A 17,444-nucleotide genomic window follows, 5' to 3' on the forward strand; every position below is an offset into this window, starting at 1 on the left:
GCTAACGTGCCTCGTGAGACGAGGCCTCCTCGGGGCTCTCATAAATGTACGTAGCGACACTGCGCCGCTGCAGCGCGTCCCCCAATTTCATGCGAAGGAAGCTGCTTGTCGTGTAACGCGTCACGTCTGAGTAATATCGGGCGACCAGGCCGGTCACCATTTCAGAATAGGCATCGATGACTTCGGGCGCTATCGAGAAATTGTCATAGTTGACGATTGCGTGAGGCCGCACCTTGAGGTCGGACAGGGCCCGCTCGACCTCGGCTCTGACGGCTTCAACGTCGTCGACAGTCATGACCTTGTGCCCTTCGAAGTTGATAAACAACATGTTTTTATCGGCGTCGTAGCTGAACCGCTCACTGAGCGTCAGCCTTAACAGCATGGCTCGCAAACCCATCGGCTTATTGTCGAAAATGCGGGCGTCCATCAGACGCGGCGGTGATTTGATGACGGGAGCGAAACCCATCTGGGAAAGGATGTCTCGCTGGAGATCGACCCCCGGTGCAATCTCGACGAGTTCGAGTCCGTCGGGCGTCAGGGTAAAGACGCATCGCTCCGTAATGTAGAGCACGGGCTGCTGCCGTTCGTTGGCGTAACGACCGCCGAAGGTTCGGTGTTCCACTGCGTCCACGAACTTTTGGCAGAGGCCATCCTTAAGAATTTGCAGGCGACCGTCCTTGATATTGACTTCCAGTTTGCCGGCGTTGAACGTTCCGACAAACACCACCTTCTTTGCCGCCTGCGAGATGTTGATAAAACCACCTGCGCCCGCAAGCTTTGGCCCGAACTTGCTCACGTTGAGGTTGCCTTCCCGGTCGACTTGCGCGAGCCCGAGAAACGCAATGTCCAGGCCACCGCCGTCGTAGAAGTCGAACTGGTAGGGCTGGTCGATGATGGCGTCGGTATTGGTTGCCGCACCGAAATTCAAACCCCCGGCCGGGATACCTCCAATGACGCCCGGCTCGGTTGTCATTGTGAAAAGGTCGCACACCTTCTCTTCGTTCGCGACGCTAGCAATCCCTTCCGGCATGCCAATCCCAAGGTTGACGACGCTATTGGCCATCAGTTCGAACGAAGCGCGCCGTGCGATGACTTTCCGTTCAGTCAGTGCCATGGTTGGAATCGAACTTGTCGCAATGCGAAGCTCGCTCGCGAAACCGGGGCTGTAGGCCTCAGCGAAGGTTTGCCAGTGGTTTTCCGGTTTTGCGACCACAACGCAATCGACCAGAATCCCGGGTATTTTGACCTGTCGTGGATTCAAGGTCCCTGACTCGGCAATGCGCTCGACCTGAACTATCACGATGCCGCCGGAATTACGCGCGGCCATTGCGATGGCAAGCGACTCAAGAGTCAGCGCTTCCTTTTCCATCGTCACATTACCGTTTGCATCGGCAGTGGTGCCGCGCACGATGGCTACGTCGACCGGAAATGTCTTATAAAGGAGGCAGTCAGCGCCGTTGACCGATATCAGGCTAACCAGGTCCTCCGTTGTGCGGGCGTTGAGCTTGCCGCCACCGTTGCGCGGGTCGACGAACGTATCGAGTCCGACCGTGGACAAATGACCGGGCCGATGAGCTGCGATATCGCGAAACAGCTGGGAGATGACACCTTGGGGAAGGTTATACGCCTCGATGTGGCCTTCGACGGCCAGGCGTTGAAGCCCCGGAACGAGCCCCCAGTGACCACCGATGACCCGCCGAACCAGACCCTGGTGGGCAAAGTGGTTCAGGCCCTTGCGGGCGCCGTCGCCCTGACCGCCCGCGTAGACCAGCGTCAGATTTCGAGGGGCCTCGCTATCGTCAGCGGCTGAGTCGAGGAACAGCTGTTCCAGTGCGACCGCAATTTCTTCTGCAAAGCCAATGCCGACGAAGCCGCCCGTTGCCACCGTGTTACCCGGACGAATCAGTCTGACGGCCTGCTGGGCGCTGACGATTTTGCTTCGCCCGACGTTGTTTGCAGTGGCGAGAAACGGATGTTGAAAGCCTGCGCTCATGATGTCTCCAAACCGCACCGTGGAGCCGGGCTCCGGCGCTATGTAGTTGTTCGGACCTGCTGCAACTTGACCACGGTTTCTATGCGTTGGCTCGTGTGTAGGCCATTTATTGTCGGCGGAGAGCCGGCTTTACAAATGAATTGGCGGCTCAATCGTAAGAGTACACGTCTCGCGCCGTCTGTTTCGAACATCGACGGAGTGTGCTGCGGGATGTGCGAGGTCATTGTGTTGCATTTCCCAGGCTCGCTGTTCAGCACAGAACGGGTGCCTCGTTGTTCACGTTCGTGCATCCGACAGACGCGATTGCTCCCGAACCAGGCGGACAGCAAGTGCAAATCGGGCAAAAGATCGATTATCGGGCGTTTGCTCTGCTCGGCATGCAACTTGCCTATCAACACCCAGTGTCATCAGAAACCCAGGTCTTTGTCGCTGACTCGACGGGTTGATGCAAACGCCCACGCTATGTTCGTTTTCTTCGGGAGAGCCAGCTCACGAGCATCCACTTTTGGCAGCCAGAAACCGCAGGAGGGCTTTATGCTTCGGTCCACGCCAGTAATCGCCAGTAAAACCGTCGGCGGCGAAAAGATTCACGCTGAGTTCCTCAGCGATACGGGGCGACTGCGCATTATCGGCGGCGTGACAGTGCGAGCAGAATGGTTTCCGCCGCATTCCTGGTTTGCCATTGCATCCGTTGCGGGATACAGCCGATGGGGTACGCGGCCGGACGAGACGGACTTGCTGCGGCTCATCGAAAGCTTCATGCGGTCACCAGGGCAATTGGCGATATGAACAGAGCGGCGAGCGCAACCGGCGATTACGCCTTCGACTGGTCGTAGGTAGGGTTCTTCTGGCCCGGCAGCGCCGCGAATTTTCGGTATGCGAAGCCGACCACGGGCAGCGGCATCCACACCTGACGTAGCGAGTCCTTGCGATCATGTTGCCGGGCGCGCAGACAATGAGCCTTCTCGCGCCGGCAAACTTTCAGGCATTCATTGCACAGTTTTTTTAGGCACCGCGTTGTCGTCGGGAGTCATGCCGGGCATATCCGCATGCGCTGTGTCCGCGCTCTTGCTCATGTCGCCAGGAACCCGGTTCCAGGGGCTCGAGACGGGCTCACTGTGGTACGTCATGCCTGCGGTCGCGGCACCGTGAGCACCACCACCGCCAGATCCACCGTTGCCATTCCCGCCAGCCTGCGCAAGCGTCGCGGCGCACGCGCAGAGTGACACGACAGCGACACGCGCGAACAGAACCTTCATCGTCAACTTCTCCATGGTATTTCTCCTTTGATGCAGGCGCGTGCGTTAGCCACGCCGAAGTCTCGTATGCCGCAAAAGGCTGACTGGTTGCGCAGCGGCGAATCGCAAGCAGTCACTCCAACGCAAACGGGGCAGACATTGGCTGCGTCCAGATGCGAGGCATGCAGGTGAGTCGTGGCCCGGCACCGAAAATGACAGCGTTATGCTGAATTCGAGCGCCTGACGCTGATTGCCTGGCCTATTACTTCGGCATCAAAACCTTGTCTACGACCATGATGACCCCATTGCTCTGGGTGACGTCATAGGTGGAAATGTCGGCAGTGTGGCCACTGGCATCCATGACTACGATGTTGTGCGGACCGTTCTCCGTGAATGTCAGGTCTTCTCCATTGACCGTCTTCAGTTCCGCCTTGCCGCCTCCAGCCTTGATGGCCTGGTCGAGCTTGCGGAAGTCGTAGCGCCCCGGAATGACGTGATACGTCAGGATGCTGGTCAGCATCGTCTTGTTTTCAGGCTTGACGAGCGTATCGACCGTACCAGCCGGCAACGCAGCAAAAGCCTCGTTTGTTGGCGCAAACACCGTGAACGGGCCTGGACCCTTTAACGTCTCGACGAGACCTGCGGCTTTGACCGCTGCAACGAGGGTGGTGTGGTCGGCCGAGTTGACCGCGTTGTCTACGATGTCTTTGCTCGGGTACATGGCCTGACCGCCGACCGTGACCGTGTCACTGGCAGCAAAGGCGCCTGATACCGCTGCAGACAGCGCGACAGCGACGAACATAGTCCTGTATTTCATGGTGTACTCCTCCAGAGTTGCCACGCGTAATTGCGTGGGTCTGACCGCATATACGGGGAATACTCGCGACTGGATTCGAAAACGGGATGCGCGCCTGTTCACGTCGCGTTGCAGCGTGCCATTCTCCTGGACGGTTAGCGCGCCCATCCGGAACGCTCGCGCGAGCCGAGTCGCATCGTTGGCGGGACAACGCGATGTATTGTCACATTCAGTTGATATACAGGATGGGCATCCGCGAAGGAGGTTGATTTGGACGTTCGAAAGTCAGCGTTACACGTCGAGAGCACAACGAAGCATCCATTTGAGAGTTGCTTCGTCGACCTTGGTGGGCACTCCGCAGAGCGAGCCCTCACTGTGCTCACTGCAGCGGTGCATGCTGCTCAACGTGAAATGAATGCCTTTGACTGGATTACTAACGCACTTCCCGGTGCGACTCTCAAACCAGCACTGGCATTCGGCACAGTTGGCGAACTGTATCGGTCATATACGAGACCCGCTGAGCTGGGACGCTTGAAAGGAGTGCTGCGCTCCTGACCGCTGTCTAACACCGACGTCGTGGTAGCTCGCACGGATTGAGCAGTGCATGTCTCCGGCGTTCTCGCCTGTTTTGTGGCTGGCAGTTCAATGCGCGGTTGCGACACGCTGCACATAAGCGTCGACTTGCATGTCGATTAACGGTGTCACAGTCACTGCGACGGCAACATCATCCGACTCGGGCAGCAACCCAGCAAATGCTGCGATGCCAGTGCCGCAGACCACCGCAATAGAGATAGCAGCGGCGGCGACAAGTGAAGACGCACGCAGCGGAATGGAATTAACGAAACCCTGCAAAACGCACATGATGGCAACCTCCCGTTGAGGCAGCCATAGTTGCAACGATCGTGCCGACGGAGAGGGTAGTTTCCGGGCTGCCATTCGAGCCGGGCCGCCCGCCTTGTTGATGCCCGGTTTGGGCGGGCGAAAGAACGACTCGATGTTGGGTTTAGACGAACGTTTCAGCTTATATGTTGCCTCCAAAGCCAACACTTGCGTGAAGCGCGGGGCTAGTCAGGTCGGCAATCGTCAGTCAAGAGGCGATGGTGTAGGCAGCGGCCCATATGCCTCAGGAGGGACCATAAACGTGTGCGACGCAACGGGGCCGCGAGAGGATTCGAAGCGGACGATGGAGCTCAATCGCCTCGTCAAGCCACCGCTGTCGGCAGCGTTGGAAAGTCTTGCGCTAAACTCTTCGAACAATCGACCACGGTGACTCATGGGGCAAGTGTCATGGACCGTACTGAATTCCTCCAGGCCACGCGACAACTGGCTGCAGCCGCCGAGATTCTAGCCCAGGCGGGTCCTAAGGACTCGCGATCGGATGCGTCGCAAATGCTCTCATTTTTTCGCCGATATGACCGTCTCGGTCCCGAGGTGAGTGCCGTCGCGACATCTGACGACGATCTGTTTGTGCGTACGGGTCAAGTCGCGCTGACAATGGCTGGACGCAATGAGTTTGCCGCGTCACACGCTCTTCTTGAACAGGCGAAGTCTCTTTTAACCGTGGCATGAAAACAGCGGCTGCAGCCAGAGTCGGTGATCTGCTCCGAGTGCCGCTTCGTGCGGCGGCACTGTCGGGGGTCTCGTGACGCTGTCACAGGCATCTAGAATTTCGCTCACGAGCGACCGCACTTTTAGCAAGGCAACGACATTCAAGGAGGGCCGGTGTATCTAAAGCGATTTTGGCCAGTGCTGCTGTCAATGGCGGCTTTTGGTCCAACCGGAGCATGGGCAAGCGATATTCAATGTGCAACCACGCGACAACCGGCTGAACGCGTTATATGCGACCACGCCATCCTGAACAATGAATACGACGATATCTCCGCGCAACAACAGGCTCTCCTGAGCAGTGGAAAGCTCTCACCCGAACGAGTCGCTCAGTGGAGACAATCGCGGAACGCCTGCACGGACGTTCACTGCATTGATACGGTATTCGCAAAGTGGAAGGCGCTGGCCAGGTCTGCCGAAGCGAGTTCTAGCGCTGCGCAGGCTCCGGCAATGGCTTCATCCACTGACATGGCTCCTGTCGGTCCGATTTCAGACGCCGTTCCCTCTATAGCATCTCAGGCCTCCCCAACGTCGGAGGCCTCTCTTGTTCGCCAGGGAAGTGCCGCTGGCGTAGCGCTCCCGAAGCCGGTTGAAACGCAGAGCGCTTCACCGGCTGTCGCTTCCGCTGCTTCCGGTCCGGATGACAAGCGCGGCGCGACGGGCATGAGCGCCGGTCTGATGGTGGCCTTGCTCGTCGCGCTTGGATTCGGTGTGCTCTTCAGGCGAAGAGCGAAGGGTGGTGGAAGACCGAACGACCGCTAAAGAACATTGGCCAATGCGCAAGTTCCGAGCGGCCTCAACCGTAGGCAAGGCGCGCTTCAGTTCAATTTTTGCTGACCGGGACCGGCCTTAACACGAGCATGGATTGGTCGCCTGACCACTCGCAATGCTCTGCAAATAGCCGCCGGACTCTTGGATTCAGCCCTGCGGCCGACAATGTCGCCGCCGCGCCGCTCCGGCGAATTGGCCGCCGCCCGATCGAGCGCTCATTCGAATCGATAAAGCGTGCGCGCCGAGTTCGTCAAAATAGACTCGCGCTGCGCCGCGTCCGGCACCCATTGATCGAGTGCCCGCCGGGTAGCGGTGTAATCGACGAGCTGCTGATGCTGTGTATGCGGCCAGTCGCTGCCCCAGACCAGTCGCGCGGGCGTGTAAGCGCCGAGAAGCTGGCTCGCGAGAGCGGTGCCCAACGCTGTACCGTCATCGTTCACCGCGCTCCGGTAAGCCGCCGACAGCTTCACCCAGACGCGTCCGGTAGCAGCAAGCGACAACAGGTACTTGAAGCCCGGATCGGCGGCGGCGCTGCGCGGATCGGGCCGGCCGAAGTGATCCACGACGACTGTGCAGCCTTGTTCGAGCAGCGGCCCGACAACGGCATGCAAGTCCACGGCTTGACGGTGAACCTCGACATGCCAGCCGAGCGCGTTGACACGCGCGAACAGCCGCTGCCAGTCGGGTGCAGTCAGTTGAGGAAGCGTCAGGCCGACGAGATTTAATCGGATACCCACCACGCCCATGCTATTCAACCGTGCAAGCTCGCTATCGGTGACTGCGCAATCCACGACCGCCACCCCGCGAAAACGTCGCGGATAGCGCTTCGCCACCTCGAGGAAAAAGGAGTTGTCGGTGCCGAGAAAACTGGGTTGCACGAGCACGGCGTGCGAGACGCCGTTCGACAGCAAGTGACCGGCGTAGGCATCCACCGTTGCGTCGTAATCCGGCGCGTGGCGGCGCTGCTGCGCAAGCGGCAAGCCGCGCACGAATACATGGGCGTGCGCGTCGATGGCAGTGATCCGCAGATCTTTGGTGTGGTACCACTTGTCCGCCACCGCAGTGTCCTGTGTCCGCATCGTTTGAATCTGTTCGTCGATCATGGGTATCCCCGTTAGGCGCGGCTCGCGGCGTTGGCCGCTACCGTCGCGATCCGGCGGTTCTTCGTTTCCGGCAGCATGAGCGCGGCCACGACCACGAGTCCGTAGGCAATGCCGGCGTCGATGCCGAGCGCCGAGCCGAGTGGCATCGAGTTGCCCATGTGTCCGACCAGCACCGGAAAACCTGCCGAGACGATCCGTCCGAAGTTGTAGCAAAAGCCCACGCCGGTGCCGCGAATACCTTGCGGGTAAAGTTCGTTGAACAGTGCGCCGAGCGTAGCGGGGATGCCGGCTGCAAAGAGGCCCAGCGGAAAGCTGAGGAACAGCATGGCGGTGTCGCCCATCGGCAGGAAAACGTAGAGATTGACCGTCGCGATGCAGCACACGGCGAAGAGAATCACGTTGAGCCGGCGGCCGATCCGGTCCTGGAGCCACGCACTCACGAAGCAGCCGCAGATGAACGCCGTGATGATGACGGCCAGATACCCGCCGGTGCCGAGCACCGACAGATGCCGCTCGGTCTTGAGGTAAGTCGGCAGCCATGTCGTGATCGCGTGATAGCCACCGTGCGCCCCGACGCCGATCAGCGCGCCCACGATTGTCGTGCGGATCACCGACCGGTCGAAGATATTCCGTGCGGCGGGGAGCGCCTGTCTCGGCGACACCACCGGCGCGGCGGCTCGTGGCGGTTCCACCACGTTACGGCGCAGATAAAGCACGAGCCCGGCAGGAATCACGCCGATGCCGAACAGCAAGCGCCACGCCCAATCCGGCGACACGAACGAGAAAACCAGCGTGTACAGAAGCACTGCGCCCGCCCAGCCAAAACCCCACGCGCTCTGCACAATGCCCATCGCCTTGCCGCGATGCTCCGCGCGCATGGTCTCGCTCAACAGCACGGCGCCCGCGGTCCATTCGCCGCCAAAGCCCACGCCTTGCAAAGCCTTGAGAACCAGCAACTGTTCGAAGTTCTGCGCGAAGGCGCTGAGAAAGGTGAAGAGTGAGAACCAGACCACCGTGATCTGCAAGGCGCGCACGCGGCCGTACCGATCCGACAGCACGCCTGCAAGCAGTCCACCCAACGCGCCGGCGACTAGCGTCGCACCTCCGATCAAGCCGGCCTGGCCTTTGCCGATGCCCCACGTGACGAGCAAGGTCGGGATCACGAGGCTGAACAACTGCGTGTCCACGCCGTCGAGCGCCCAACCGGCAAAGCAGCTCCACAGGGTGCGTTTTTCCAGCGGTGATATTTCGCGGTACCAGTTCATCTTTGTCTCCTGTCGATCAGAGTTGGCGCTTTAGCGCCTTACTCCGGTCCCATGCAAGGCTGATATTTGTTCGTGACGATGGTCTGCTTGCGGCATCGCACGTGGAGCCATTCTAGTGAGCGGGTGGATAAAGATATATGATGCAAATGATCATTTTTCATATCGTTTTAATATGGACACGCGCAACCTGAAGTACTTCCTCTGCGTCGCCGATGCGGGCAGCGTCACGCGCGCCGCCGAACGGCTGAACATCGCGCAACCCGCGCTAAGTCAGGCGCTCACACGCATGGAAAAGGAACTGGGCGTCAAGCTGTTCAACCGGACGCGGCGTGGTGCCGACCTGACCGCCGCCGGGCTGGCGATCGTCGAGGACGTGCGGATGAGCGTCGCGAGAATCGACGCCGCCTCGCACCGCGCACGCGAGATCGGCGCGCAACGGGCAGGGCGTCTGACGGTGGGTTTCGCGTCGGCGGCGCTGTTCGAGGTGCTGCCGCGCGCGATTGCGGCGTTGCGCGCCTCGGTGCCGGATGTCGAGTTGGTGCTGCGCGAGATGAGCAACGCCGAGCAGGCAAGTGCGCTCGAGAAAGGGGAGATCGATATCGGCTTGCTGCATACGCCGGTGGCGGTCGCGGGCAAGATGCGGGAGAAGCTGATCGCGCGGGAGCAATTGATCGCAGTGTTGCCGGCGACGTTTCCGTTGGAGGCCGGCGCAAGTGTGTCGTTACGCGATCTCGCGCAGCACGGGCTCGTATGGTTTCCGCAGGGCCAGTTACCCAACATTCGCGCCGGCATCCTGAGCGCGTTCCGGCAGGCGGATTGCGCGGTGGAGATCGTGCAGGACGCGAACCGGTCATTGACCGTGCTCGCGTGCGTCGCGGCGGGGTGCGGTGTGTCGCTGCTGCCGCGTTCGGTGCGGGCTTTGCAATTTAGCGGAGTAAGGTTGTGCGAGATCATCGACGGCGCAGCGCTGCCGCGTTTCGAACTCAGCGCGATCTGGCCTGCACGTGCGAGGCAGACGCTCGCCGACCGCTTCGCGGAATTGATCGAGCCTTACCCGGCAACCTCACTGGCGTAGACGGATGGTCAATGGATTCTGCGGTTTCAGACCGCGTCGCGGCCCCATTCGGGCGTTCGACAGCGGTGTCCGGATGGTCGACAATCGATCCTTAAATATCCGTACATGCCCGCCGTGCAGACCTTCCCCGTGCCAATAACGAATCCCGACATGCAAAGAAGGACGTGACAACAAACAATGGACAAGATTTCCGCAATGAAGGCGTATGTGAAGGTGGTCGAATCGACTAACTTCACGAGAGCCGCTGAAGTCCTGCATACGTCGACAGTCTATGTTACCCGTATGGTTCAGGCGCTCGAGTCGGACCTGGGCGTGAAACTTCTTATCCGAACAACTCGTCGAAGCAAGCCGACAGATGCAGGCATTCGCTACTACGAACGTTGCGTCGCGCTTCTGCGGGATCTGGACGAAATGGACGCCGACGCTCAGGCTTCCAAAGGAAGCAATAGCGGAATAGTCCGCGTCAGCATGCCTTCATTAGTCGCGAAGTCGGTCGTTATCCCGGAGTTACCGAATTTCTTCGCCAACAATCCTGAAATTCAACTGGACATCAGCATTGCCGATCATCATCCCGATCTGATCGAAGAGGGGCTGGACTGCGCTGTGCGCGTGGGAACGGTGAGCGAACTCGGGGCAGTCGCCAAGACAGTGGGCTATTACAAGACGCTGACCTACGCGTCGCCCGACTATATCCGGGCCCATGGCGAGCCCTTATCCCTGGATGACCTCGGCAATCACATCGGCGTGAATTACGCCCTGAAGTCAGGTCGTATCAGAAGTTGGGAGTTTCTCGAGGGAAACGAGGTCCGTTCGGTTGCGCTGAAGAGTTCGATCCTGGTGAACGACGCAGATACCTATGTGGCATGTGGGCTTGCGGGCCTCGGACTGATACAGGGAGGTACCTTTGTGCTCGACCCGCATGTGCGATCCGGTCGACTGAACAAGGTGCTGAGAGACTATCCGTCGAATCCCCGCCCTGTGTCCGTCGTGTATATGCCTAATCGGACCAAGCCGAGGCGGGTCGACATTTTTATCGACTGGTTGATCGACTTGTATTCGAATCAACTTGCCGACCAACGCTAGTTCGCGTCCGTTTCGACGGACCGCAACGGTCCAGTTCGCTGGTCCACTTGGCGACCACCAATGTCGCCGCAGCATTGCCGATGAAATTCGTCAACGCGCGCGCTTCGGACATGAAGCGATCGATTCCAAGGATACGGCGGCGGGTTTGATCCAGCGTGATTTTGCGAACCTGCGTAGGGGGCGGTCCGACGTTCGTAGTGGGTCCGGAGGCGGTCGCCAGCATTGGGCCGCGCTCGCAACTGTCAGCGCTTGTCGGCGGGATCGCGTCGCGCTGGTCGATTGCTCACTCGTTCTCGTCGGCGTGTGCGGCGTGGAATCGACCGACGACATCAGTGCGGCGCTCGAACGCGCGGATCGCGCGCTGTACACGGCGAAACGCGCTGGCAGGAACCGGGTCGTGTCGCGCCGGCAGGGGCATGTCTGAACTTCACGAAGCGAGGCGGCGGGGCGTGCGCCTCGAGTGCCGCAGCTCGCCGCGATTTCAGCGCGACAGCAGCGACACGGTCGCGATGCCGAGAATGGTCATCAGGAGCGACGCGGCCACGTGAATCACGATCTCGCCCGCCGCCCAGCCGAGCCGGCCGTCCTGCAGGCGCTGCACCACTTCCGCTGAAAAAGTCGAGAAAGTCGACAGGCCGCCCATCAAGCCGGTGATGACGAACAGGCGCCATTCGGGCGCGATTTGCGGCGCCCGCGCGAAGCCTGCGACCGCGACGCCGATGACATAGCCGGCAATGACGTTGGCGGCGAAAGTGCCAAGCGGCATGCCGCTGAAGACGCCGTTCAGGCGAATGCCCAGAAACCAGCGGAATAACGAACCGAGCGCGCCGCCGATGCCGACAGCGAGAATGGACCAATACATGGGAGGAGGCCTGGCAAAACCGGAGTGTCGACAAACCGGGCAGAGCGAGGAGCGCGATGCCGCCTCCGCGTTCATCCGGACGAAGCAGGCATCATCAGCCACGAGGGCGGTTAAGGGAGAATGCCATCTCCAGCGCGGAAGTCTAACATCGGCACGTGCATGTGGGGACAGGTTGGGGCGGTCACGGACGGGGTGCTGGCATGTGCTGTCCGATGCATTGCTGCATGTCCGGCGCTGAAGAGATTCACGCGACGGGTTTAGAAAGCCCTCGGCGCGACGCGCACGCACGGCGAAAAGTGCCGGCCGATGCTCTTTCACTCGGACCTGACGTTAGCGGCACGCCACAGTGCGACCCGCTCACGCGACGAGAGTGCCAACAGACGCTCCGACTCGGATCCGACTGGCACGCCGCCGACGCGACTCGTTCACGCACCGGAAGCGCCAGCCGGCGCTCCCGGTCGGACCTCACTCCGACGTCGCCGAGATCTTATGAATCGACAGATCGGCGCCGTTGTACTCGTCTTCCTGATCGAGCCTCAGCCCCACGGTCAGCCGGATCGCACCGTACACGAGCGTGCCGCCGAGCGTGGCCACGACGATTCCGCCCAGCGTGCCCACCAGCTGCGCACCGAACGACACGCCGCCCAGGCCGCCGAGCGCGCGCAGCCCGAAGATGCCTGCCGCGATGCCACCCCACGCGCCGCACAAACCGTGCAACGGCCACACGCCCAGCACGTCGTCGATGCGCCAGCGGTTCTGCACGCAGGTGAACATATAAACGAACAGCACCCCGGCGACGCCGCCCGTCACCAGCGCGCCGAGCGGATGCATCACGTCGGAGCCGGCGCAGACCGCCACCAGTCCGGCCAGCGGCCCGTTGTACGTGAAGCCGGGGTCGTTGCGGCCCGCGAGCCACGCGGTCAGCGTGCCGCCGACCATCGCCATCAGCGAATTGACGGCGACGAGGCCGCTGATCTTGTCGATGGTCTGCGCGCTCATCACGTTAAAGCCGAACCAGCCGACCGCCAGTACCCAGGCGCCGAGCGCGAGGAACGGAATATTCGAAGGCGGATGCGCTGCAATACCACCATCGCGATGGTAGCGGCCGTGACGGGCGCCCAGCAGCAGCACGGCCGGCAACGCGACCCAGCCGCCGAACGCGTGCACGACGACTGAGCCGGCGAAGTCGTGGAACGGCACGCCGAACACATGGGCGAGCCAGTCCTGGATGCCGAACCGGTTGTTCCACGCGATCCCTTCGAAGAACGGATAGACGAAGCCGACCAGCACGAACGTCGCGAAGAGTTGCGGGTTGAACTTCGAACGCTCGGCGATGCCGCCGGACACGATCGCGGGAATCGCGGCGGCGAACGTCAGCAGGAAGAAGAACCGCACCAGCGCGTAGCCGTTGTGGGCTGCCAGCGACTCGGCGCTGCCGAAGAACTGCACGCCGTACGCGATGGTGTAGCCGATGAAGAAATACGCGATCGTCGAGACCGAGAAATCCACCAGAATCTTGACCAGTGCATTGACCTGATTCTTTTTGCGTACCGTCCCAAGTTCAAGAAACGCGAACCCTGCGTGCATGGCCAGCACCATGGCGGCACCGAGCAAAAGGAAGAGGGTATCGGTGCCGGTTTTCAAACTTTCCATCGATGTGTCCTGCTTATGCCAAAAAAGCGGGCAATGAATGCAAGAAGTGGGCCAAACTTGTGCTGTAGCGCGTCGGCAAGGTGCAAATCGGCACCGGGATGGGGGGTGAGCGTCCACTCTGAGCAACGTGCAGTTGGCCCCGTCTGCACCTGAACTCGCACGAGAACGCACAATTAATGTGCATAAGTTTTCCGCGACGGACGGTGCGACCCAAAGCGGGGCGAATTATTCGATTTGATTTACGTTTAATTCAAAAACCTGACGTTTGCGCGCGCCTGGTGTGCACGCTGGCGGCGCATGCCTGGTGGATGGCGTGCGCTCTTTGTTTTCCTGCACAATCGCCGACATAATGTCCCGTCCCCGAGCATGATCTGCCGGGCCACCGACCTCCAATGCGCACGCATGAGACTGACCACTAAAGGCCTGTTGCTGATCGCGATTCCGGCCCTCTTCGAGTTGGCGCTATTGTCCGGACTGGTCAAGGCGCAGTCGGATGCGACACAGGCGGAGCGCTGGGCCATCCATAGCCAGGACGTGCTGCGCCAGACCACCGCGATCCTCGATCCGGTGCTGGGCGAGTCGGTGGCGCTGCGCGGCGCGGTGCTCGCGAACGACGCCCGTTTCACCACGCCGGTGTCGGTGTGGATGGACGTCGACCGGCGGATCGATCAACTGGCCGAACTGGTCGCCGACAATCCGGCGCAAGTCGAACGCGTGGTTCAGGTGCGTCAGGCGGTGCAGGCTTACCGGCAATGGTCGGATCGCATCCAGGACATGCTGCATTCGGGCCGGCGGCGCGACGTGCTCGCGCGCTTCCGCGACCTCGCGCCGTCCGATGTGCTCGACCGGTTTCGTCAGCAACTCGCGGCGTTTCAGGCGGAAGAGCGGCGCCTCGACACACTGCGTTCGAATGCCGCCGACGCCGCCCGCGAGCGGCAGCAGACCCTGGTGGTCGCGGCTGTGTTCGGCTCCTTGCTGTTCGTCGCGCTGGCCGTCTGGTTGTTCACGCGCGGCGTGCGCGGCCGGCTCGCAGTCCTCGCCGACAACGCCGGGCGCCTCGCGGGCAATGAACCGCTGGCGCCGATCGGCCCCGGCCGCGACGAGATCGCGCGCCTCGATCTGACCTTGCACGAGACCAGCCGGCGCCTGCTCGAAGCCGAGCGCATCCAGGCGCGCTTCCGGGCCGATCTTGCGCGCCGCACCGGCGAACTGGCGCGGATCAACGAGACCTTGCGCCAGCAGACTCAGGAAAACGAAATGTTTATCTACAGTGTGTCGCACGATCTGCGTGCGCCGCTGGTGAATCTGCAAGGCTTCTCGAAGGAACTGATTCGCTCGTGCGACGAACTGCGCGCCGCGGTGCGCGAGTCGTCGCTCGCGGCCGAGACGCGGCAGCGCATCGAGCGGGTGGTCGACGAGGACATCGGCGAAGCGCTGCACTATTTGCAGACGGCGGTGCTGCGCGCTTCGCACATCATCGACGCGCTGTTGCGGCTGTCGCGCGTCGGCCGGGTGGAGTATCGGCAGCAGAAGGTCGAGGTGCGCGATATCGTGCCGCGCGTCATCGACGCGATGCAAGGTTCGATCCGCGCGCGCCGGGCTCTGGTCAGGGTGGACGAATTGCCCGCCGTGTGGGGCGACCCCACCGCGCTGGAGCAGGTGTTCGCGAACCTGATCGGCAACGCGGTGAACTATCTGGACCCATCGCGGGAAGGCAGAATCGAGATCGGTACGACACCGGCGCCGCCGGGCGTGCACTCGCTGCGGATCTTCTACGTGAGGGACAACGGCCTGGGGATTCCGGCGGTCGCCTTGCCGCGGCTATTCAACGCGTTTCAGCGCTTGCACGGCAATGTGGCGGCGGGCGAGGGCATCGGCCTCGCGCTCGTGCGCCGCGTGGTGGAGCGGCACGGCGGACGGGTGTGGGCGGAGTCGAAAGAAGGTGTGGGCACGACGTTCTATCTGTCGCTGCCTGAAGCCGAAGCGCGGATCGCGAAGCAGGCTGGCGGCGCGCCAGCGCCACTGGTGGTGACGAGTGTTCAAACCATTCGTGATGCCCGCCCGAGCCCGGAAGATCGCGATCGAAGGAGTGGAAGTGGCGGCGCCGCGCATGCGGCGGATGCGCGGCCCGGCATCAGTACGCCGTAGTCGTTACGCGGTAAAGAGACGGCGTGGTTTGAGCAGTTTGCTGCCGCGAATCGACCAGTAGCAGCCGCAGGCTATCAGGATCGTAACGCCCGTCAGGGCTTCCAGCGGCGCCGGGCGCAGACCGAGCAGCCCGTCCAGCGCAAAGAGGCCGCGCGCGGCGATCAGCAGCGCAGCCCATACCGAACACGCGGCCTGAAACAGCATGCGCGTGCCTGCCAGACGACGCGCGCGGTTTTCGCGCGACCAGTTGGCCGGCGTGCGTCCGCAGAAAAAGGCAATCGCCATCAACACGACGACGAGAATGACGATCCAGTCGGTCAGTTCCATAGAAAAACACTCCCAAGTCAGTCCGCGACTATAGGAAAGCCTTCCGCTACGAACTATCGGACTAGTCTCAAATAAGGGGAATTTTGGCGAGCGCGCGTTGCCGCAAGGACAAGGCGCTCGCCGATGGATCAGGCAGACAGATCAGAGTTCGATGCGCGTGCCGAGCAGCACGAGGAATTGGCGCAGCCACTCGGGATGCGCGGGCCAAGCCGGTGCGGTGACGAAATTGGCGTCGGTGATCGCGGCGTCGACGGGAATGTCGGCGTATTCACCGCCCGCCAGCTTCACTTCGGGCGCGCAGGCCGGGTAGGCGGAAATGCGTTTGCCGCGGATCACGTCGGCGGCGGCCAGCAGTTGCGCGGCGTGGCAAATGGCCGCGATCGGCTTGCCGGCTTCGGCGAATTGCCGCACGAGTTCGATCACCTTGTGATTGAGCCGCAGATACTCCGGCGCGCGGCCGCCGGCGATCGCGAGCGCGTCGTATTGGCGCGGGTCGGCGTCGTCGAAGGTGGCGTTGAGCGTGAATTGATGGCCGGGTTTTTCAGTGTAGGTCTGATCGCCTTCGAAATCGTGAATCGCGGTCTTGATCCGGTCGCCCGCCTTCTTGTTCGGGCAGACTGCGTCGACCACATGGCCGACTGCCTGCAGCGCCTGAAACGGCACCATCGTTTCGTAATCCTCGGCGAAGTCGCCGGTCAGAAACAGAATCTTCTTTGCCGCCATCGTATGCCTCCAATTGATCAACGGAACACAGCGAATGCTCTTTGACGCTCACTCATTGAAGTACCTAAGCTCAGGCAGTCTACTCCACTACGTTTGACAAAACCGCGACGGATCACGCAATGGACACGATCGAACGGCGCGCGTCCGGCCCCGTGGAACTCAGCGCCGGCGTAAGGCTGAGCGCGGCGCTGCTTCGAGCCAGCGGGCTTCCAGGTGCTCGTTAAGGAGCACGTGCAGCGCAACGGCGTATCATTGGCGCGTTTTCGCATGCGGAAGCCGCTCGACGCGGCTCACACACAATCATGATTTCGTCCATCCGTTCATCCTTGCTGCGCCGTGCCGCGTTCGTGGCCGTCGTGTTCGGCGGCCTCGCCGCCTGTCAGAAGAACGACGCGTCCGCCGGGCAGGTTGCCGGCAAGCTCAACGACGCGGCCCAGGTCGCCGGTCAGAAGCTCGATCAGGCAGCCAGCTACGTCGGCCAGCAGGTCGACGCAACCAAGTCCGCCGCGCAGCAGAACCTCGAATCGGCCTCGGCGCCCACGATCAATATCGACCCCAACGCGTTGGCTTCGACCGCGCAAGCCAATCTGCAAAGCGCGGCGAGCGCCACCAATGCGCAACTCGGCAAGGCTGCGTCGCTGACCGGGCAGGGGCTCGAATCGGCGGGGCGCAAGCTCCAGGAATGGTCGGCGCAAAGCTCGGCGTCGTCGGCGAATGCTTCGGCTTCGTCGTCATCGGGCGATTCGGGCGATGCACAAAAGCAGATGGACAAGTGACATGCCGGCGGGATTGCCACATCGTT

16 protein-coding genes, 1 pseudogene and 1 riboswitch are annotated in these 17,444 nt (G+C 61.6%); of the genes and pseudogenes, 6 read left to right on the plus strand and 11 right to left on the minus strand.

The window, feature by feature from the left end; translation table 11 throughout:
* Position 1: 1 nt before the first annotated feature.
* Positions 2–1,993: an acyl CoA:acetate/3-ketoacid CoA transferase gene (locus tag HF916_RS35225; RefSeq protein WP_168793416.1), complete on the minus strand. Its 1,992-nt coding sequence runs from the start codon at positions 1,991–1,993 to the stop codon at positions 2–4.
* 534 nt (positions 1,994–2,527) lie between these two features.
* Here HF916_RS35225 and HF916_RS35230 point away from each other — a divergent pair.
* Positions 2,528–2,782 carry a hypothetical protein gene (locus tag HF916_RS35230; RefSeq protein ID WP_168793417.1) on the plus strand — a complete coding sequence of 85 codons (255 nt, stop codon included), beginning with the start codon at positions 2,528–2,530 and terminating at the stop codon, positions 2,780–2,782.
* Positions 2,783–2,982: 200 nt separating this feature from the next.
* Here HF916_RS35230 and HF916_RS35235 read toward each other — a convergent pair whose 3' ends face one another.
* From HF916_RS35235 to HF916_RS35245, 3 genes are all read right to left on the minus strand, one after another.
* Positions 2,983–3,267: a hypothetical protein gene (locus HF916_RS35235; RefSeq protein WP_168793418.1), complete on the minus strand. Its 285-nt coding sequence runs from the start codon at positions 3,265–3,267 to the stop codon at positions 2,983–2,985.
* Between the two features lie 226 nt (positions 3,268–3,493).
* Positions 3,494–4,048, minus strand: a complete 555-nt coding sequence (locus HF916_RS35240; RefSeq protein WP_168793419.1) for a fasciclin domain-containing protein — start codon at positions 4,046–4,048, stop codon at positions 3,494–3,496.
* Between the two features lie 621 nt (positions 4,049–4,669).
* The gene (locus HF916_RS35245; RefSeq protein WP_168793420.1) at positions 4,670–4,888 is read right to left on the minus strand and encodes a hypothetical protein; all 219 of its coding nucleotides are present in this window, start codon (positions 4,886–4,888) and stop codon (positions 4,670–4,672) included.
* A gap of 426 nt (positions 4,889–5,314) precedes the next feature.
* Here HF916_RS35245 and HF916_RS35250 point away from each other — a divergent pair, with 426 nt between their 5' ends.
* Positions 5,315–5,596, plus strand: coding sequence for a hypothetical protein (locus HF916_RS35250; protein WP_168793421.1), 282 nt, complete (start codon positions 5,315–5,317; stop codon positions 5,594–5,596).
* Between the two features lie 1,022 nt (positions 5,597–6,618).
* Here HF916_RS35250 and HF916_RS35255 read toward each other — a convergent pair.
* Entirely contained in the window at positions 6,619–7,506 is an 888-nt protein-coding gene (locus HF916_RS35255) for an amidohydrolase family protein (protein WP_168793422.1), read from the minus strand.
* Positions 7,507–7,517: 11 nt separating this feature from the next.
* Positions 7,518–8,771, minus strand: coding sequence for an MFS transporter (locus HF916_RS35260; RefSeq protein ID WP_168793423.1), 1,254 nt, complete (start codon positions 8,769–8,771; stop codon positions 7,518–7,520).
* A gap of 172 nt (positions 8,772–8,943) precedes the next feature.
* On the opposite strand from HF916_RS35260, the gene HF916_RS35265 reads away from it, so the two are divergent.
* Positions 8,944–9,846 (plus strand): LysR family transcriptional regulator, encoded by a 903-nt coding sequence (locus HF916_RS35265; RefSeq protein WP_168793424.1) that lies wholly within the window; start codon positions 8,944–8,946, stop codon positions 9,844–9,846.
* A 177-nt stretch (positions 9,847–10,023) separates the two neighbouring features.
* Entirely contained in the window at positions 10,024–10,929 is a 906-nt protein-coding gene (locus HF916_RS35270; RefSeq protein WP_168793425.1) for a LysR family transcriptional regulator, read from the plus strand.
* Here HF916_RS35270 and HF916_RS52145 read toward each other — a convergent pair.
* The 3 genes and pseudogenes from HF916_RS52145 to HF916_RS35280 all read right to left on the minus strand — a co-directional run.
* A pseudogene (locus HF916_RS52145) lies at positions 10,877–11,062 on the minus strand (hypothetical protein); the annotation flags it as partial. The gene HF916_RS35270 and the pseudogene HF916_RS52145 overlap by 53 nt on opposite strands.
* Positions 11,063–11,410: 348 nt before the next feature.
* The gene (gene crcB, locus HF916_RS35275; RefSeq protein WP_168793426.1) at positions 11,411–11,791 is read right to left on the minus strand and encodes a fluoride efflux transporter CrcB; all 381 of its coding nucleotides are present in this window, start codon (positions 11,789–11,791) and stop codon (positions 11,411–11,413) included.
* A gap of 78 nt (positions 11,792–11,869) precedes the next feature.
* Positions 11,870–11,931: riboswitch (Fluoride riboswitch) on the minus strand.
* 325 nt (positions 11,932–12,256) lie between these two features.
* Positions 12,257–13,444, minus strand: a complete 1,188-nt coding sequence (locus HF916_RS35280) for an ammonium transporter (protein ID WP_168793427.1) — start codon at positions 13,442–13,444, stop codon at positions 12,257–12,259.
* 402 nt (positions 13,445–13,846) lie between these two features.
* Between HF916_RS35280 and HF916_RS35285 the strand changes: the two genes are divergently transcribed.
* Entirely contained in the window at positions 13,847–15,592 is a 1,746-nt protein-coding gene (locus HF916_RS35285) for a sensor histidine kinase (RefSeq protein ID WP_168793428.1), read from the plus strand.
* Positions 15,593–15,595: 3 nt separating this feature from the next.
* On the opposite strand, the gene HF916_RS35290 is transcribed toward HF916_RS35285, so the two are convergent.
* A complete protein-coding gene (locus HF916_RS35290; RefSeq protein WP_168793429.1) occupies positions 15,596–15,919 on the minus strand; it encodes a hypothetical protein in 324 nt (107 codons plus the stop codon).
* A 141-nt stretch (positions 15,920–16,060) separates the two neighbouring features.
* A complete protein-coding gene (locus HF916_RS35295; protein WP_132374971.1) occupies positions 16,061–16,642 on the minus strand; it encodes a DJ-1/PfpI family protein in 582 nt (193 codons plus the stop codon).
* Positions 16,643–16,944: 302 nt separating this feature from the next.
* Between HF916_RS35295 and HF916_RS35300 the strand changes: the two genes are divergently transcribed.
* Entirely contained in the window at positions 16,945–17,418 is a 474-nt protein-coding gene (locus tag HF916_RS35300) for a hypothetical protein (RefSeq protein WP_168793430.1), read from the plus strand.
* Positions 17,419–17,444: the final 26 nt, after the last annotated feature.

It is taken from the genome of Paraburkholderia aromaticivorans, from assembly GCF_012689525.1.
Taxonomy (GTDB): Bacteria; Pseudomonadota; Gammaproteobacteria; order Burkholderiales; family Burkholderiaceae; genus Paraburkholderia; species Paraburkholderia aromaticivorans_A.

Coding starts and splice junctions, on each gene's coding strand:
- HF916_RS35255 (WP_168793422.1), bottom strand. CDS start 7,506: ATGATCGACGAACAGATTCAAACGATGCGGACACAGGACACTGCGGTG.
- HF916_RS35270 (WP_168793425.1), top strand. CDS start 10,024: ATGGACAAGATTTCCGCAATGAAGGCGTATGTGAAGGTGGTCGAATCG.
- HF916_RS35250 (WP_168793421.1), top strand. CDS start 5,315: ATGGACCGTACTGAATTCCTCCAGGCCACGCGACAACTGGCTGCAGCC.
- HF916_RS35280 (WP_168793427.1), bottom strand. CDS start 13,444: ATGGAAAGTTTGAAAACCGGCACCGATACCCTCTTCCTTTTGCTCGGT.
- HF916_RS35295 (WP_132374971.1), bottom strand. CDS start 16,642: ATGGCGGCAAAGAAGATTCTGTTTCTGACCGGCGACTTCGCCGAGGAT.
- HF916_RS35300 (WP_168793430.1), top strand. CDS start 16,945: ATGATTTCGTCCATCCGTTCATCCTTGCTGCGCCGTGCCGCGTTCGTG.
- HF916_RS35230 (WP_168793417.1), top strand. CDS start 2,528: ATGCTTCGGTCCACGCCAGTAATCGCCAGTAAAACCGTCGGCGGCGAA.
- HF916_RS35245 (WP_168793420.1), bottom strand. CDS start 4,888: ATGTGCGTTTTGCAGGGTTTCGTTAATTCCATTCCGCTGCGTGCGTCT.
- HF916_RS35260 (WP_168793423.1), bottom strand. CDS start 8,771: ATGAACTGGTACCGCGAAATATCACCGCTGGAAAAACGCACCCTGTGG.
- HF916_RS35240 (WP_168793419.1), bottom strand. CDS start 4,048: ATGAAATACAGGACTATGTTCGTCGCTGTCGCGCTGTCTGCAGCGGTA.
- crcB (WP_168793426.1), bottom strand. CDS start 11,791: ATGTATTGGTCCATTCTCGCTGTCGGCATCGGCGGCGCGCTCGGTTCG.
- HF916_RS35285 (WP_168793428.1), top strand. CDS start 13,847: ATGAGACTGACCACTAAAGGCCTGTTGCTGATCGCGATTCCGGCCCTC.
- HF916_RS35265 (WP_168793424.1), top strand. CDS start 8,944: ATGGACACGCGCAACCTGAAGTACTTCCTCTGCGTCGCCGATGCGGGC.
- HF916_RS35225 (WP_168793416.1), bottom strand. CDS start 1,993: ATGAGCGCAGGCTTTCAACATCCGTTTCTCGCCACTGCAAACAACGTC.
- HF916_RS35290 (WP_168793429.1), bottom strand. CDS start 15,919: ATGGAACTGACCGACTGGATCGTCATTCTCGTCGTCGTGTTGATGGCG.
- HF916_RS35235 (WP_168793418.1), bottom strand. CDS start 3,267: ATGGAGAAGTTGACGATGAAGGTTCTGTTCGCGCGTGTCGCTGTCGTG.